The organism is Sulfurimonas sp. NW15 (assembly GCF_051132285.1).
In the GTDB taxonomy this organism is placed as follows: domain Bacteria; phylum Campylobacterota; class Campylobacteria; order Campylobacterales; family Sulfurimonadaceae; genus Sulfurimonas; species Sulfurimonas hydrogeniphila.
Genome location: NZ_CP093237.1, coordinates 1,579,709 through 1,594,608, shown reverse-complemented (window position 1 = coordinate 1,594,608; position 14,900 = coordinate 1,579,709). Strand labels below are relative to the sequence as shown.

17 protein-coding genes are annotated in these 14,900 nt (G+C 37.9%); 11 read left to right on the top strand and 6 right to left on the bottom strand.

From position 1 onward, the window contains the following. Nucleotides 1-13 precede the first annotated feature (13 nt). Nucleotides 14-259 carry a hypothetical protein gene (locus MLC52_RS08145; protein ID WP_434579984.1) on the bottom strand — a complete coding sequence of 82 codons (246 nt, stop codon included), beginning with the start codon at nt 257-259 and terminating at the stop codon, nt 14-16. A gap of 101 nt (nt 260-360) precedes the next feature. Between MLC52_RS08145 and ligA the strand changes: the two genes are divergently transcribed. The 3 genes from ligA to MLC52_RS08130 are packed head-to-tail and all read left to right on the top strand — an operon-like array spanning nt 361 to nt 3,882. Further along, the gene (gene ligA / locus MLC52_RS08140) at nt 361-2,313 is read left to right on the top strand and encodes an NAD-dependent DNA ligase LigA (RefSeq protein WP_434579982.1); all 1,953 of its coding nucleotides are present in this window, start codon (nt 361-363) and stop codon (nt 2,311-2,313) included. Beyond that, the gene (gene tlyA, locus MLC52_RS08135; protein WP_346388956.1) at nt 2,310-3,026 is read left to right on the top strand and encodes a 23S rRNA (cytidine-2'-O)-methyltransferase TlyA; all 717 of its coding nucleotides are present in this window, start codon (nt 2,310-2,312) and stop codon (nt 3,024-3,026) included. The genes ligA and tlyA overlap by 4 nt, the downstream gene beginning before the upstream one ends. Nucleotides 3,027-3,060: 34 nt before the next feature. Continuing rightward, nucleotides 3,061-3,882, top strand: a complete 822-nt coding sequence (locus MLC52_RS08130) for a bifunctional riboflavin kinase/FAD synthetase (protein ID WP_346388955.1) — start codon at nt 3,061-3,063, stop codon at nt 3,880-3,882. A 29-nt stretch (nt 3,883-3,911) separates the two neighbouring features. Here MLC52_RS08130 and MLC52_RS08125 read toward each other — a convergent pair whose 3' ends face one another. Next, entirely contained in the window at nt 3,912-4,352 is a 441-nt protein-coding gene (locus tag MLC52_RS08125) for an adenylyltransferase/cytidyltransferase family protein (protein WP_434579981.1), read from the bottom strand. Nucleotides 4,353-4,447: 95 nt separating this feature from the next. On the opposite strand from MLC52_RS08125, the gene MLC52_RS08120 reads away from it, so the two are divergent. From MLC52_RS08120 to MLC52_RS08110, 3 genes are read left to right on the top strand one after another with little or no spacing between them, the layout of a single operon-like run. Next, the gene (locus MLC52_RS08120) at nt 4,448-5,077 is read left to right on the top strand and encodes a CDP-alcohol phosphatidyltransferase family protein (protein ID WP_346388954.1); all 630 of its coding nucleotides are present in this window, start codon (nt 4,448-4,450) and stop codon (nt 5,075-5,077) included. Between the two features lie 46 nt (nt 5,078-5,123). Further along, a complete protein-coding gene (locus MLC52_RS08115; RefSeq protein ID WP_434579980.1) occupies nt 5,124-6,377 on the top strand; it encodes a PHP domain-containing protein in 1,254 nt (417 codons plus the stop codon). A 20-nt stretch (nt 6,378-6,397) separates the two neighbouring features. Further along, nucleotides 6,398-7,402: a tRNA pseudouridine(13) synthase TruD gene (locus tag MLC52_RS08110; RefSeq protein ID WP_434579978.1), complete on the top strand. Its 1,005-nt coding sequence runs from the start codon at nt 6,398-6,400 to the stop codon at nt 7,400-7,402. On the opposite strand, the gene MLC52_RS08105 is transcribed toward MLC52_RS08110, so the two are convergent. Beyond that, nucleotides 7,397-9,079 (bottom strand): bifunctional diguanylate cyclase/phosphodiesterase, encoded by a 1,683-nt coding sequence (locus MLC52_RS08105; protein WP_151900017.1) that lies wholly within the window; start codon nt 9,077-9,079, stop codon nt 7,397-7,399. The two genes, MLC52_RS08110 and MLC52_RS08105, sit on opposite strands and share 6 nt — an antisense overlap. 27 nt (nt 9,080-9,106) lie before the next feature. Continuing rightward, on the bottom strand, nt 9,107-10,000 hold the full coding sequence (locus MLC52_RS08100) for a cation diffusion facilitator family transporter (RefSeq protein ID WP_434579976.1): 894 nt from the start codon (nt 9,998-10,000) through the stop codon (nt 9,107-9,109). Between the two features lie 61 nt (nt 10,001-10,061). Here MLC52_RS08100 and cmoB point away from each other — a divergent pair, with 61 nt between their 5' ends. Together cmoB and MLC52_RS08090 are read left to right on the top strand one after the other, a co-directional pair. Then, a complete protein-coding gene (gene cmoB / locus MLC52_RS08095; protein ID WP_434579975.1) occupies nt 10,062-10,955 on the top strand; it encodes a tRNA 5-methoxyuridine(34)/uridine 5-oxyacetic acid(34) synthase CmoB in 894 nt (297 codons plus the stop codon). Then, the gene (locus MLC52_RS08090; RefSeq protein ID WP_346388951.1) at nt 10,955-11,446 is read left to right on the top strand and encodes a PaaI family thioesterase; all 492 of its coding nucleotides are present in this window, start codon (nt 10,955-10,957) and stop codon (nt 11,444-11,446) included. Before cmoB ends, MLC52_RS08090 begins: the two co-directional genes overlap by 1 nt. A gap of 18 nt (nt 11,447-11,464) precedes the next feature. Here the strand turns inward: MLC52_RS08090 and MLC52_RS08085 are convergent, their stop codons facing one another. Further along, on the bottom strand, nt 11,465-12,064 hold the full coding sequence (locus MLC52_RS08085; protein WP_434579974.1) for a class I SAM-dependent DNA methyltransferase: 600 nt from the start codon (nt 12,062-12,064) through the stop codon (nt 11,465-11,467). A gap of 9 nt (nt 12,065-12,073) precedes the next feature. Continuing rightward, complete coding sequence (locus MLC52_RS08080) at nt 12,074-12,667, bottom strand: MBL fold metallo-hydrolase (protein WP_151900021.1); 594 nt, start codon at nt 12,665-12,667, stop codon at nt 12,074-12,076. Between the two features lie 40 nt (nt 12,668-12,707). Here MLC52_RS08080 and MLC52_RS08075 point away from each other — a divergent pair, with 40 nt between their 5' ends. Genes MLC52_RS08075 through MLC52_RS08065 form a run of 3 tightly spaced genes read left to right on the top strand, consistent with a single transcriptional unit; the run spans nt 12,708 to nt 14,900 of the window. Continuing rightward, the gene (locus tag MLC52_RS08075; protein ID WP_346388949.1) at nt 12,708-13,523 is read left to right on the top strand and encodes a ferritin-like domain-containing protein; all 816 of its coding nucleotides are present in this window, start codon (nt 12,708-12,710) and stop codon (nt 13,521-13,523) included. A gap of 34 nt (nt 13,524-13,557) precedes the next feature. After that, a complete protein-coding gene (locus tag MLC52_RS08070; RefSeq protein ID WP_151900023.1) occupies nt 13,558-13,836 on the top strand; it encodes a hypothetical protein in 279 nt (92 codons plus the stop codon). A gap of 50 nt (nt 13,837-13,886) precedes the next feature. Beyond that, nucleotides 13,887-14,900 carry a transporter gene (locus MLC52_RS08065; protein ID WP_434579973.1) on the top strand — a complete coding sequence of 338 codons (1,014 nt, stop codon included), beginning with the start codon at nt 13,887-13,889 and terminating at the stop codon, nt 14,898-14,900.

Below are 14,900 nucleotides of genomic sequence, written 5' to 3'. Positions count from 1 at the left end.
CAGAGTAAAATATTTACCTTCTTCCTCCGCCTTTTCCGTGAGAACCCTGGTACATATTTTGAGAACCTGAACCGCTTCCCTGATTTTGGGAACCACTTTTATATTGGTACTTGTTTTGTTTTTTTTCTCCTGTACCTGAACCTGTGTATTGTTGCGTTCGCTCTTGCATTTGTTGCATTTGTGCCTCATGTTGGGCAAAACTTTCATCTGCATAACTTATGCCTGCTAATAATAGTGACAGAATGAGTATCTTTTTCATCTTACGCTCCTTATGTTTTATAGGAGGAGTATAGCAGTTTTGTATTAGCGGATTGTTAGCGGTTAGATGTTTTTTTAGCAAGTTTAAGATAATATTTCAGTATGAATAAACAAGAGTATAAACAGGCAGTAGAAAAATTAAATTTGTGGGCATATCATTATTATGTTTTGGATGATCCGATTATGACGGATGAGGTGTATGACAGACTTTACAAGGAGGTGGAAGAGTATGAAGCGGCACACCCTGAAGATGTTTTAAAAGATTCGCCTACGCAAAGAGTCGGAGATGTTGTCAGCGAGGGCTTTGTAAAAGCACGTCATCTCTCGCGTATGTGGTCTTTGGAGGATATTTTCAATGCCGAAGAGTTGAAAAAATGGCTGGAAAAAACCTACCGGCTTGACAAAAATGTGACCTTTTACTGTGAGCCAAAGTACGACGGTGCATCGCTCAACCTTATCTATGAAAACGGTGAACTGCAAAAGGGCATTACCAGAGGTGACGGAACAGTGGGTGAACTGATTACGCAAAATGTCAAAACGATTCGCACGGTTCCTTTGAGCATAGAGCATAAAGAGCTGATTGAAATTCGCGGAGAAGTAGTTATATTTAAAGACGAGTTTGAAAAAATCAACAAAGAGCGTCTCAAACAGGGAGAACCGCCTTTTGCCAACCCGCGTAATGCTGCAGCAGGGAGCCTTCGCCAGCTTGATCCGAATATTACCGCAAAAAGAAATCTTGTCTTTTTGCCCTACGGTGTCGGTGTAAACACTCTGCCGCACAAGCTTCTGAGTGATAAAATGTCTTACATTTATGAACTCGGTTTTCGCGAACCGCCGCTTCGTGCCGTAACAAAAGGCTATGATGAGATAGAAGCAATGTATGAGCGTATGAAAGAGGAGCGTGAGAGTTACCCCATGATGCTTGATGGAATGGTTGTCAAGGTGAACGAAATCGCAGCGCAGATAGATATGGGATATACGGTAAAAGTACCGCGTTGGGCGGTGGCCTATAAATTTCCGGCAGTCGAGAAGATAACACGCGTAAAAGACATCATTTTGCAGGTCGGGCGTACGGGTGTTGTGACTCCCGTAGCCATAGTTGAGCCGACAGAGATAGAGGGCGCCGTGGTTGAGCGTGCGACACTGCATAATTTTGATGAGATAGAGCGTATGGACATCCGCATAGGGGACAAGGTGATTATTTTGCGAAGCGGGGATGTGATTCCAAAAATCGTCAAAGTATTGACACAGGAACGCAAGGGAGATGAAAAGAAAGTTCTCCGTCCGACACACTGCCCTGTTTGCGGAAGCGAACTCTTGCAAGAAGATGTGCTTATAAAGTGTCAAAATCTCAAATGTGAGGCACGGGTTGTCAACTCCATTATCTATTTTGCTTCCAAGCAGTGCCTCAATATTGACGGACTCGGCAGTAAAATAGTTGAGCAGCTTTTTAATGCGGGACTTGTCAAAAGCGTACTTGATTTATTTGCTTTGAATGAAGAAAAACTCTTAAAGCTTGAAGGCTTTAAAGAGAAAAAAGCAAGAAACCTGCTCAATGCCATAGAGAATGCAAAAGGGTGTGAGCTTTGGCGTTTCATTAATGCGCTCGGAATCGAGCATATCGGCGAAGTGGCTTCAAAAATGATAGCCGAAGCCTTTGGGCTGGCATATTTACATGTAACGCAGGAACAGCTTGTAGGCATTGACGGCATAGGGGAAGAGATGGCGCAGAGCTATTTGGAATTTATGCGTGTGAATGAAGATACTGTGCTTAAGCTTCAAGAGATTTTACAGCCGGTGCCGCCGAAAAAAAGAGAAGAAGCAGACGAAAATCCTTTTAAAGGAAAAACGGTGGTACTCACGGGAACTATGAGCGAGCCAAGACCTGTTATAAAAGAGAAGCTTGAAGCACTCGGCGCAAAAGTTTCAAGCAGTGTAAGCAAAAAAACCGACTATCTTATTTATGGCGAAGATGCAGGCAGCAAGTATGACAAGGCTGTAAGTCTGGGTGTCAAAACACTTACGGAAGAGGAAATGAGAGAGATGCTTGCATGAGACTGGATAACTGTTTGGTAGCAAACGGCCTGAGTGAAAGCCGTAACAAAGCGCAGGCTATGATTAAAAACGGACTGGTTCTTGTAAACAGCAAAACTGTCAAAAAACCGGCCTTTGGAGTAGAAGAAGATGACAGGGTGGAAGTGGTGCAGCATAAAAGATATGTTTCCCGTGCTGCTTTGAAGCTTGAATATTTTTTGGATGAACTGGATTTACATGTAAGCAATAAAAGAGCTTTGGATATCGGTTCTTCCACGGGCGGATTTACCCAGGTTTTGCTTGAGAGAGGTGTGCGGGAAGTCAGTTGTGTTGATGTGGGACGGGAACAGTTGCATCACTCTTTGCGTGAAGATAATCGTGTCAATACTTATGAAGGCTGTGATATCCGCCGGTTTGAGGCGGATGAACCGTTTGAACTGGTTGTCAGTGATGTTGCCTTCATCTCTTTGCTGTATATTTTGGATGCTGTTGACAGGCTTGCTTCGGGTGATATCATTTTGCTCTTTAAGCCGCAGTTTGAAGTAGGGAGAGAGGCAAAACGTGACAAAAACGGTGTTGTACAGGATGCAAAGGCAATACAACGGGCAATGCAAAGGTTTGAAGATGCCTGCCGTTTGAAAAACTGGCAGTTGGTGAAAAAATCTCCCTCAAAACTTGCGGGGAAAGAGGGAAATTTAGAGTATTGTTATCACTTTAAAAAAGATATATTATAATGCTGAGAGAGAAGAAAAAAATGAAGGTGCAAATATGAGAAAAAGCACATCAATCGCCATAGGCGGATTTGACGGAATGCACATCGGGCATCAGGCACTTTTTCGTGAGCTTGATGACAACGGTACTATTGTTGTGATTGAGACAGGATATGCCAACCTGACACCTGACGGATTTAGACAACGCTATACAAAGCATCGTATTGTCTATCTGAAGCTTGATGATATACGGCATTTGGACGGAGAGGGTTTTGTTGCTTTTTTACAAAAAAAGTTTCCGAAATTAAAAAAAATAGTTGTGGGATATGATTTTCATTTTGGCAAAGACAGAAAATATTCCTATGAAGATTTAAAACAATTATTTAAAGGAGATGTAGTTGTGGTAGACGAGGTCAAACATAACAACGATTCGGTACATTCGCATAAAATAAGGGCAAAACTCCAAATAGGCGACATAAAAGGTGCCAATGATTTTCTCGGACACAACTATATGATTACCGGTATAAGAGTTGACGGACAGGGTCTGGGCTCCCGGGAACTTGTTCCGACAATCAACCTGAGAGTGAAGGGTTTTTTACTGCCGAAGGAGGGAGTGTACGCAACGCTTACTCGCATTGACGGTGAAGAACATTTTCATCCCTCGGTAAGTTTTATAGGACACCGTATAACAACGGACGGCAGTTTTGCGGTAGAGACACACATACTTGACGGTGTGGTTACATGTAAAGAAAAAGCTGAAATAAGTTTTGTTGATTTTATACGAAACAATGAGAAGTTTGACTCTTTAAATAACTTAAAAGAGGCAATTAAAAAAGATATAACGATTGCAAATCGGATGCTAAAAAGATTGGAATTGTAAGTATCAGTTTTATTGTAACTTTTATACTGTTACAGGATATGTGCCATATATTTTCCCTTGTGTAGTTGGGCAATAACATTTTGCTTGATTTTTGTAGAAGAAGTCTGTGGATTATAACTGACCTGTACTATTTTTCTGTCTTTTGATTTGAGGTAATCTTCTACTGCTATATTATGCGGTTGATCGCCCCAGTCTTCTCCAATGACAAAAATATCTGCATTTACTGCTTCACAGGCTGTGACATATTCAAGTTCGTGGTATGCTCTTACATCATCAACACATTTGAGTGCTTTGAGCATCTCCATACGTTGGGCCAAAGGAACAACAGGAACATTTGGTTTGTAAGAGTTGACAACCTGATCAGATGCAACACCGACTACAAGTGTATCCCCCAGTGTTTTACAGTATTCTAATAAGGCCAGATGCCCCACATGTAATAAATCAAAAGTTCCGACAGTATATATAATCATTATTTTGTTTCCTTTTGTAATATAATTAAGATATTTTAGATATAATACCATAAATATATTTAATATTCAGTAAAAATTTGATAAGGATTCAATTTATGACCAAACAACCAACGATTCTCTCTTATGTGAGAGATATTCCCAACCTTTTATCGCTTTCAGGATTAGCCTGTACACTTTTAGCCATCTATTTTAGTATCACCGGTCTTTATTATGCGGCTATGATTGGTATGGTTTGGGCTGTTGCATTTGACTGGGCGGATGGTTTGGTAGCCAGAAGGCTTAAAGGAAGAACTTCTACAGATGCGAAATTCGGAGGGCAGTTGGATGTTTTGATAGACATTGTAAGCTACGGTGTGACGCCTGCTGTATTGCTTTTGAGTTATGGACATTTTGAGCCTGTATACCTTATAGGCGCATTTATAATGATAAGTGCGGCTGCTGTGCGACTCAGTTATTTCAGTACATACGGACTTGCCGGAGGAACAAAATATACAGGACTTGCATTGGATAACAACAGTCTTATTTTGGTTTTCATTTTTTTGTTTGAAGGTTTTTTTACGCATGAAGTTTTTTCTGCCGTTTTATATATAAGCGGGGTAACTCTTGCGATACTGAATGTGTCAGAAATTAAAACACCAAAACTTTCCGGAAATCCGAGGAATGTCTATCTGCTAGGTATGTATACGCTTGGAATATCAGCTGTATACGGATTTTTTCTGAGATAAGCAAGTACAGAATATGCCAAAATTATAAAAACAAACAGGAAAATCAATGAAGATAACACCAAATGTAGTGGTGGAAAATGAAAATACCGCTTACAAAATTACTCTTAAAAATACGAGTAATATTGAATCTGTAGAAGTCCTCTCACGAGGGGATTATTATCATAAAGAGAAGATAGACTATACTGTACAAAACAATCATATTGTATTTGCATACACCATGAACTATCTTGGAGAGTTTATTGTAAAAGTCAATTTTACCTATAAAGAGTCTAAGTCCGTTTGTCTTTACTGCGTTGACAAAGAGATGATACAGTTAAGACCTTTCAAGGGTGATTTGCATATGCATTCTGTGTATTCTGATGGTAAAACAACACCTTTTGCAATGGCTTTGGCCTCTTTGCAGGCAGGGATGGATTTTGTGAGCATTACTGACCATGACAGCTACGAAGGCTCTCTTGAGGCGATAAAAAAAGTACAACAGAACAATATAGATATTTTGGTACTGCCCGGTGAGGAAGTGAGTGTCGGCGGGAAAAAAGATATGTCGATTGCCCAGGGAAACGGACATATATTATCTGTCAATGCAGACAAATCTATCCAAAAGCAGAGAGAAAAGAGCGAAATATATGAAAAAGAGCTTCAGGATATTGTCAAAAGACTGCAAAAAGAAGAGATAGATACAAAAATTGATCTTTTTCATTATGCAAAAAACATTTGGGTTATCGAAAAAATAAAAGAGGCACAGGGTGTATCCATCCTGGCGCATCCAAACTGGGTATACAGAGACGGAAAGTACCATCTTCATCAGGCTTTTTACAAAGAGATGCTTAAAAGTTCGCATCTTGACGGTGTTGAAGTTTTTGGAGAGGAAAAAATCAAAGAGTATAACAACATGACACACCTGACTGCGCTTCAAATCAGAAACAAACACAAGTATCTGGCACCGTTTGCCAATTCGGATGCGCATGACAGCGATCATGAAGTGGGAGAGCGTTTTAGCATTGTATTTGCAAAAGAAAGGTCTGCTGAAAATATTACTCATGCAATCAAAAAAGGGCTTAGCTGTGCTGTTTATAAAAGAGAAAACAATGAACATCAGTTCATAGGAAAAGATGAACTGGCACAGTATGTTTATTTTTTAATCAAAGAGTATTATCCAAAGCATAACAGTTTAAAAAGCAGATTGGCAAAACTTTATATGGACCAATTGATAAATGGGACAAGTTTTCAAAAAAAAATTGATGCGGTACAGTTGAAATTAAAAAATCATGCAAATGCATTTTTTTTTAGATACAATTAGCATAAAAAAGAAGTAGACATTTGAACAGAGAATATTTAGAAAACAAAGAGACCATACATTTTAAATTTGAACAAAACAAGGAAGACTTTACAGTAGATGAGATTCCTTTGGCATTTAAAGGCAATGGTAACTTTGTTGTATTACATGTAAAGAAAGTAGAACTCACAACCTGGGATATGATAGCAGCATTTGCTGAATTTCTCAACATACCTGCTGAAAAAATAGGCTATGCAGGACTTAAAGACAAACATGCAACAACGACACAGTATATTTCTGTCGAAGCGAAGTATGAAAAACAGCTCAAAAAATTTAGGCATCCTCAGATAAAAATACTCAATACGACAAGACATACCCACTCCATACGGATGGGTGATCTGGCCGGAAACCGTTTTAGCATCAATCTTTTTGGTGTTTCACAGATTGAAGCAGGACGTATTGAAAAGCTGGCTAGAAAAAGTGAAAAAAACGGCTTGCCCAACTATTTTGGATATCAAAGATTTGGACGGGATGAAGATTCAATAGAACAGGCCCGTGCGATGATAGCCGGAGACTTACATGTAAACGATGCAAAGCTGAAAAAGTTTCTTGTTTCTATTTATCAGAGTTTGTATTTCAATGACTGGTTGAAAGAGAGAGTTCTTTTGAGCAGAGAAAAAAACGGCGGAAAGTTTATGCTTTTAGAGGGGGATGTTTATCTTTCAGATGAAGAAAAACTCTTTACGCCGAAAAATACTCCTCAACAGGATTTTCAGGCAAAAAAAGTAGTACCGACAGGACTTTTGCCCGGACGGAATGTGTACCGTGCAAGAGGCGAGGCAAGAGCAATAGAAGCGAAATATGATGATGAGTTTTTATATGACAAAGGCATGCGTCGGGCGGCTTTGGTCTATCCTCAAGATATTACATGTAAGTATAAAAACCATTTTGATATTTTAAACATTGCTTTTACACTGCCAAAAGGTTCCTATGCCACAGTCTTTTTGGAAAATATCGCCAATAAAAACTTTAAAGCAAAAAGATTATAAGCCATCTATAAGAAGTTTTGTAGCAGTTTTGGCATCAACAGGTTTTGAATAGAAGTATCCTTGGATAGTATGAATACCAAGGTTGCTAAAGAAGTCAATTTGTTCTTTTGTCTCAACTCCTTCAACAACACATTTTAAGTTAAAGGTATCGGCAATTGATTTTATAATTCGAACAAGATCCTCATCCTTTTTATGTCCAGGAATTTTATCAACAAATGCTTTGTCGACTTTAATCTCATCAAGTGGCAATTTATGAATATATTGCAGTGATGAGTATCCAGTTCCAAAGTCATCTAGAGAGAGTTTAATACTTAGGTTTTTAAGTTCATCAATGGATTGGAGTTCTTGCATATTAAGGCTCATTAATTCATTTTCTGTTACCTCAATTGTGAGGTATTGTAGTAGGTCACTGTTTTCTTCAAGAAGTTTAAAAACTCTCATACTATTAAAATCTCCGGTAGTAAAATTTACCGATACTGAAACTTTTTTCCCCATATCGTGCCATTGTCTTAATTGATGCAGAGATTTTTTTAACATGATATAGTCGATATCATTAATGATATTGTTTTTAGTTGCAATACCTAAAAACAAACTTGGAGGTATAACTTTAGAATTACTTTGCATTCTTACAAGTGCTTCAAAACTGAGTATGGCTTTTGTTCTTGAATCTACTTTTGCTTGATAGTATGGAATGAAGCTTTCATTTTGAACAGATTTTTCTAATTCTTCAAGAACAAAATGTTGTTGTGCTATATTGTCTCCCATATCAGAGTTATAAAATAAAGCAGTTTCATTTTTCATATTTTTTGCTATTTGTAAAGCAGTATTCGCATCTGTTATCATATTTTGAGTACTATTTGCATCTTTGGGAAACTTTGAGATACCTATGGAAAAATTTATTTTCACCTGTATCCCAGAAACAGTAAATGGCTTCATAAATGTTAATTTTATACTTTGAAGTGCCTGAGTAATGTCATAAGAAGAGTCAAGCAATAAAACAAATTCATCTGCACTGTAGCGATATAACAAATCTTCAGAGAATAACCTTTTTAAAATTTCTGAACTTTTTTGTAAAATTAAATCACCATGGATATGTCCGTATGTATTATTGAACATTTTAAAATTGTCTATATCTAAAAAGAGAAGTGAAAATTTTTCTTTTTTTGCTATGAGCGTGTCTACATTTTCAAATAAAGATTTTTTATTGAGCAGGTTTGTGAGTTGATCGTGTGTTTCAAGGTGTTTAGCGTATTTATTACTTAAATCAAGTTTTTCTTTGGCTAGAATTTTATCTGTTACATCATAAACGATACCAATCATTTTGATTGGTTTGTTATTTTTGTCTTTTACAAGAAAAGCTTTTTCATGTACCCATACGACTTTACCATTTTTAAGTTTAATTTTGTGCTCGAGATTGTAGAAGTCTTTTTTCCCGCTTAAAACATCTTCAATCTCTTTAAAGACAATCGCCTTCGTTTCATCATCAATTACATTTAAAAATTTTTCAAAGGAGGGTTTATAATCATCAGCATCTTCACCGTATATTTCGATTTTTTGCCGGCTCCACAGGACATCATTTGTTTTTATGTCCCATTCCCAGTATCCGACATGTGCAACATCCATCGCTATTTCAAAAAGTTTTTTAAATTCGTTTTTATTTATATCTTGTATAGGCATGTGCAAATTATAACATATTTTTATTTATTACCATTCTTCCTCTTCTTCATTGATGTCTGAATCATCATATGGGTCCATATGAGTGAGGATATGGACTTTTTTATCCGGAAAAAGTCCTTTTATTTTTGCTTCAATCCTGTCTGATATGAGATGGGCATCGTAGAGTGAAATGCTCACATTAAAGACAAGATGGTAAGAGATAAAGATATGCGAACCTGCTTCACGTGTCTGCAGGTAATGGTAGGCTGTAATCTCTTTTTCATTTTTGAGAATTTCTTCTATTTTCTCGATATCTTCTTTTGGCAGGGCAACATCAAGAAGCATCAAAACTCCTTCTTTTACTATAGGAATGGCAGAGTAAATCATATAAAATGCAATGGCAATACCTAAAACAGGATCTATAAGATACTCTCCTGTGTACTGGATGGCTACAAGTGCAAAAAGAACAGCACCGTTTGAAAATATGTCTGTTTTGTAGTGCAGCGCATCGGCTTTTATAACCATGTTTCCTGTTTTTTTTGCCACATATGATAAAAAGAGGACTAAAAAACCTGTGATGACAAAAGATGCCACCATTACAGTGATACTCTCATTCATGTGCTGCATTGCTTTAGGATGCACTATTTTAGAAATTGCTTCATATAGAATAAAAAGTGCCGAGAGCGAAATTATTGTTCCTTCCATGACAGCCGCAAGCGGTTCAAGTTTTGCCCGTCCAAAGTGAAATTTGTCATCCGGATGTTTTTCTGCATTGTGAAGCGCAAAATAGTTAAAGAGCGAAACCGTTAAATCGAGGAGAGAATCAATGGCAGATGCCAAAACGGCGATAGATCCGCTTAATATTCCGACAGTGAGTTTAAGCAGTATCAATACAGAAGCCACACTGCTTGAAACAACGGTCGCTTTCTTTTCTAATCGCATAAAAATCCTTAATTATTATTTAGATATAATTGTACTTAAACTTAACTATAAAAAGCATAAAATGAACTTAGAAGAATTAAGACAAGAGAGACAAAAATGGATGCAGTGGAAAAACATAGCACCCCTGAGAAAAGCGATTGAGAGCCTTGAGGCAGTTACATGCAATGCTACGTTTGGGGATGTGGTAAAAATCAGCGGTGTCTGTGATGAAAAAAAAGTGTATGAAACGGCAAAAATGCTGATGCCATGGCGCAAAGGACCCTTTCAAATCGGTGAAACATTTATAGACAGTGAGTGGAAAAGTAATATAAAATACAATCTGCTCAGACCCTATTTTAATTTAAAAAACAAAAGAGTTGCCGATATAGGCTGTAACAACGGGTACTATATGTTTCGGATGCAAGAAGACGAACCAAAACTTTTAGTCGGTTTTGATCCTTCACCGCTCTATAAAACACAGTTTGATTTCATCAATCATTTTGTAAAAAGTGACATCATGTATGAACTTTTGGGTGTTGAACATCTGCCGATATATGACGAAAAATTTGATATGATTTTTTGTTTGGGTGTTTTGTACCACAGAAGTGATCCTGTTGCCATGCTAAAATCACTCTATAAGGGATTGGACAAAAAAGGCGAAGTGATTTTAGATACATTTTATATAGATGGCGATGAGGAGATGGCACTCTGTCCTGAGTTTTCTTACTCCAAAATACCCAACATCTATTTTGTACCGACGATAAAAGCATTGAAAAACTGGTGTCTGCGTGCCGGATTTGATGGATTTAAAGTATTACGTACTTCTGTTACAGATGCTGATGAACAGCGTAAAACAGAGTGGATAGAGGGGCAGTCACTGGAAGACTTCCTTGATCCGGATGATAACACAAAAACAGTAGAAGGCTATCCTGCGCCGCAAAGAGTCTATGTAAAACTGATAAAGGATAAAAAATAATGAAAAATGAACAACTTGATGATGAATTAGAACTTGAAGAGTATAGAAATACAGAAAATGAAGTGATGATTCAAACACATGAAAAGGTCAACCAAAATCTTTGCGGTGAAGTGATAAAGATGGAAGAGGGATATGTGGAATTGAGCCTTGAGACTATTCCTGATATGCTTGCTGATGAGGTCGGATTGATTCATGGCGGTTTTATTTTTGGTGCTGCTGATTATGCAGCTATGCTTGCAGTAAACGAACGAAATGTTGTTTTGGTAGCAAGTGACTGCCAGTTTCTCTCTCCTGTAAAACTGCATGATGTTGTTGATGTTGTTGCAAAAGTAAGACATAAAGAAGGGCGTAAAAGAAATGTACATGTACAGGCTTTTGTTCTGGATATAAAAGTTTTTGAAGGAGAATTTAAAACTGTTATAACAGACAAGCATGTTTTAAAACTCAAACTGCTGGATGAGGAAGAGCAAAAGAGCGGAACACCAGAGTAAAAAGGTTCAGCCCACCTCTTACTCTTTGTTTGCTGTGAGTAAAAATATTCCAAAATCTTTATGGGGTTTTTTGATTGTATTTATGTTTTGTATTTTTACATCTGCAAATCCGTGTTTTTGGACGATGTCGCGCAGTGTTTGGGCATCGAATCCAAAATGGTGCACACCTGTATTGTCCGAGTGAAAGGTTCCGTCTTCCCTTTCCAAATCGGCAATGGCAATAAAACCGCCTTTTTTAATGTTTTTATAAATTGTTGCAAAAAAAGCATCCAAATCTTTTACATGATGCAGTGTCATTGAGCTGATAAGTCCGTCAAACTGCTGTTTGAGCGGTTCTTTGACAATATCTTGATGATAGGCTTTTATTGCCAGTTGCGGTGTGTTTTTTTCCTGAAGTTTTTCGAGCATTTTTGCCGAGGTGTCTACACCGTAAACCTGTTTTACTTTGGGAGCAATGCTAAATCCAAGCAGTCCTGTTCCCACGCCAAAGTCAAGTATCTCCATATGCTCACTCAGCGGTATCTCTTTTTCTATAGCATCAGCAATTGTTTTTGCGCCCTTCACACGTATGTCACCGCTGTCCCAGTTTTGTGCTTTTTCTTTAAAATGATCTTGCATTATTTTCCTTTAGAGTTGGTTGATCCAGTAGTCTGCATACTGCTGTTCCTGTTTGATCGAAGTATTGTCCCCGTGTCCCGGGTAGACAGTTTTGTCATAAGGAATCTGTTTGAATTTTTCTAAAGATTTTTTCATATCTTCAGGGCTGGAGTAAGGAAAATCCGTTCTGCCGATACTTCTTTGAAAAATAAAATCACCGCTGAACATTGCATGCCCGATTTCAATAGTGGAGCACCCCGGACAGTGTCCCGGAAAATGGGTAAATTTTACTTTTGTACCGTCAAAATCAAGCTCTTCGTCACCCTCAATGGCTACATCAGGAGTAGATGGCGGCAGATCCGGCATCCAGGTATTGTCTTGAAGCAGAGGAATGTCACCTTTTGGTGTGTAGAGTTTGACCCCCAGTTTCTCCTGAAGCTCTGCATTGCTCCACACATGGTCAAAATGACCGTGTGTATTTAATATGGCTACAGGATTTGTAACATTGTTCAAAACCCACCCAGTGGCACCAACACCCGGGTCAATTATAAAATCTTTGCCATCAACTGTAGCAATATAACAATTTGTCTGATACGGTCCCATAGGCTGTTTTTTTATCTGCATTATAATCTCTTTTTTAGTGTTATTATAGCATCATATCGGTATGAATTTTTATAAAGAATTAGAGTTAATTTTACAGACAAAATCACCCAAAGAAAAAATCAGAAGATTTAATGATTTTTATGCGCATTACAAAGCAGGGAACGCCGTTTTTGAAACAGAGTACAAAGCAAAAGAGTTTTCAGAACCCTCATACAGTGTTACATGTAAGACAGTACCGCCTCAGGATGTTCCAAAAAGAACAAACCTCACAACAAAAGAGGGACAGGTGAATTTGCTGCATGCCATAGCACATATAGAATATTCTGCTATAGATCTGGCACTGGACGGGGCATACCGTTTTACAAATATGCCAAAAAAATATTATGATGACTGGCTGGAAGTTGCAGATGATGAGATACGCCATTTTTTACTGCTTGAAGAACTGTTGCATGAACTTGGGAGCAAGTATGGCGATGTGGAGGTGCATAATGCTCTTTTTGAAGCAAGTCAGCGAACACAGACTTTATTGGAGCGTATGGCAGTAGTTCCCCGTTATCTCGAAGCCAACGGCTTGGATGCTACACCGATGATACTGCAAAAAATCCAGAGAATGCCAAAAAATACTATGCTTGAAAAAATTACACATGCTTTACATGTAATCCTTGATGAAGAGGTTTCTCATGTGAAAAAGGGCGATGTCTGGTTTGAGTATGCCTGTGAAAAAGAGGGTGTAAACAAAGATGTCTATTTTGAAATTATAGACAAATATTATCCGCAAGGATTTTTGCGTCCTAAAAATTTAAATCTTGAGGCAAGAAAAGCAGCAGGCTTTACATGTAATGAACTTAATATTATGGCAAAAAAAGAGGTGTGCTGATTATTTGATATAAATTATATGTTATAATTCAAAAATGATAATAAGAAAGATTCTCAGAAAATACTTTGCCGCTCTTTTTGTAGTTGCGACACTTATGGCGGTTTTTCATCACCACAGTGACCTGGAAGTACATGAAGATTGTCAGATATGCAGTATCTCCTCCAATATCTTTGATGGTGATATTCAAAGAGAACCGGTCTATCTTCCTACACTTGGGCAGACACTCTGTTTTGTGCCTGTTTCTACTCTTTTTATATACATAAACGAAATTTACACTCCTCGTAATCCCAGAGCTCCCCCAAGTTATTCTTAATTTTCAAAAACAACTGTTTCAAATTTTTTTAATTATTAATAAGGATACTTATGCAAAAAAAACTCTTCAAAAAATTACAAATACTATCACTGGCAGCATCAGCTGCTATAACGCCTTTATGGGCATGCAACTCTTCGCATGTCTTGGGAATGGGTGGCTCGAGCGCCGCGTATACACTTTCTGCAAATACAATGCAAAAAGGAAACTACTACATTGGCGTAAATGCTGAGCGTGTCCAGAACAACACACTCTCTGATCAAACCATAATATCAGCGATGCAAAACGGTTCAAGTCATTTGCACAATATTGATGCAATAGATTCCTATTCTCTCTCACTCTCTTACGGGCTCACAGACAGATTGACACTCAGTATGCAACTTCCCTATGTTTCGCGTATAAATATTCGTGCAGGTGAAGCAGATAATGGTTTATATGCAGTACATCCGCATGGAAATGCTCAGGGTATAGGTGATATTTCTACAATTTTACAGTATAAAGTGTATGACAAAGAGTTCAAAGTTGCTCTTTTAGCCGGAATAAAAGCACCAACAGGCAAAACTGATATAGCAGATGCAGGAGAAGTTCTTGAAGCGGATTTGCAGGCAGGAAGCGGCTCATGGGACTTTTTTGCCGGAGTTGCTCTGACAAAAGATTTTGACACTTTCTCTTTGCATGCAAACATACTGTACAAAAAAAATACAAAGGGTGTTGATGAGAGTCAATTGGGGGATATTTTTACCTACAATGCAGCATTTTCATACAAACTTTTTGCGCACCAGCATAATCAGAAGTTTTGCAGAGCAGATGAAAAAGAAGATTTTGGCTATTTTGTATCGCTATTTGCTGAAATCAACGGAGAAAAAGCGTATAAAGATGATTTTGGCGGTGAGACCGCTTACAACACAGGACATCATGTTGTTTTTGCGACCGTAGGAACACAGGTCGCCATGCACAGCGGTTACTCGTTTTTTATAACATTGTCAAAACCGTTTTATCAGAATTTTAACGGAATACAAAATGATATAAACTACAAATCAAGTATAGGGTTTGGAAAAAGCTTTTAA

Bases quoted from the DNA above. Each gene is read 5' to 3' on its own strand.
- MLC52_RS08080 (WP_151900021.1), bottom strand. From the start codon at position 12,667: ATGCAGATAAAAAAACAGCCTATGGGACCGTATCAGACAAATTGTTAT.
- MLC52_RS08065 (WP_434579973.1), top strand. From the start codon at position 13,887: ATGCAAAAAAAACTCTTCAAAAAATTACAAATACTATCACTGGCAGCA.
- MLC52_RS08075 (WP_346388949.1), top strand. From the start codon at position 12,708: ATGAATTTTTATAAAGAATTAGAGTTAATTTTACAGACAAAATCACCC.
- MLC52_RS08115 (WP_434579980.1), top strand. From the start codon at position 5,124: ATGAAGATAACACCAAATGTAGTGGTGGAAAATGAAAATACCGCTTAC.
- cmoB (WP_434579975.1), top strand. From the start codon at position 10,062: ATGAACTTAGAAGAATTAAGACAAGAGAGACAAAAATGGATGCAGTGG.
- MLC52_RS08130 (WP_346388955.1), top strand. From the start codon at position 3,061: ATGAGAAAAAGCACATCAATCGCCATAGGCGGATTTGACGGAATGCAC.
- ligA (WP_434579982.1), top strand. From the start codon at position 361: ATGAATAAACAAGAGTATAAACAGGCAGTAGAAAAATTAAATTTGTGG.
- MLC52_RS08085 (WP_434579974.1), bottom strand. From the start codon at position 12,064: ATGCAAGATCATTTTAAAGAAAAAGCACAAAACTGGGACAGCGGTGAC.
- MLC52_RS08120 (WP_346388954.1), top strand. From the start codon at position 4,448: ATGACCAAACAACCAACGATTCTCTCTTATGTGAGAGATATTCCCAAC.
- MLC52_RS08145 (WP_434579984.1), bottom strand. From the start codon at position 259: ATGAAAAAGATACTCATTCTGTCACTATTATTAGCAGGCATAAGTTAT.
- tlyA (WP_346388956.1), top strand. From the start codon at position 2,310: ATGAGACTGGATAACTGTTTGGTAGCAAACGGCCTGAGTGAAAGCCGT.
- MLC52_RS08100 (WP_434579976.1), bottom strand. From the start codon at position 10,000: ATGCGATTAGAAAAGAAAGCGACCGTTGTTTCAAGCAGTGTGGCTTCT.
- MLC52_RS08125 (WP_434579981.1), bottom strand. From the start codon at position 4,352: ATGATTATATATACTGTCGGAACTTTTGATTTATTACATGTGGGGCAT.
- MLC52_RS08105 (WP_151900017.1), bottom strand. From the start codon at position 9,079: ATGCCTATACAAGATATAAATAAAAACGAATTTAAAAAACTTTTTGAA.
- MLC52_RS08090 (WP_346388951.1), top strand. From the start codon at position 10,955: ATGAAAAATGAACAACTTGATGATGAATTAGAACTTGAAGAGTATAGA.
- MLC52_RS08070 (WP_151900023.1), top strand. From the start codon at position 13,558: ATGATAATAAGAAAGATTCTCAGAAAATACTTTGCCGCTCTTTTTGTA.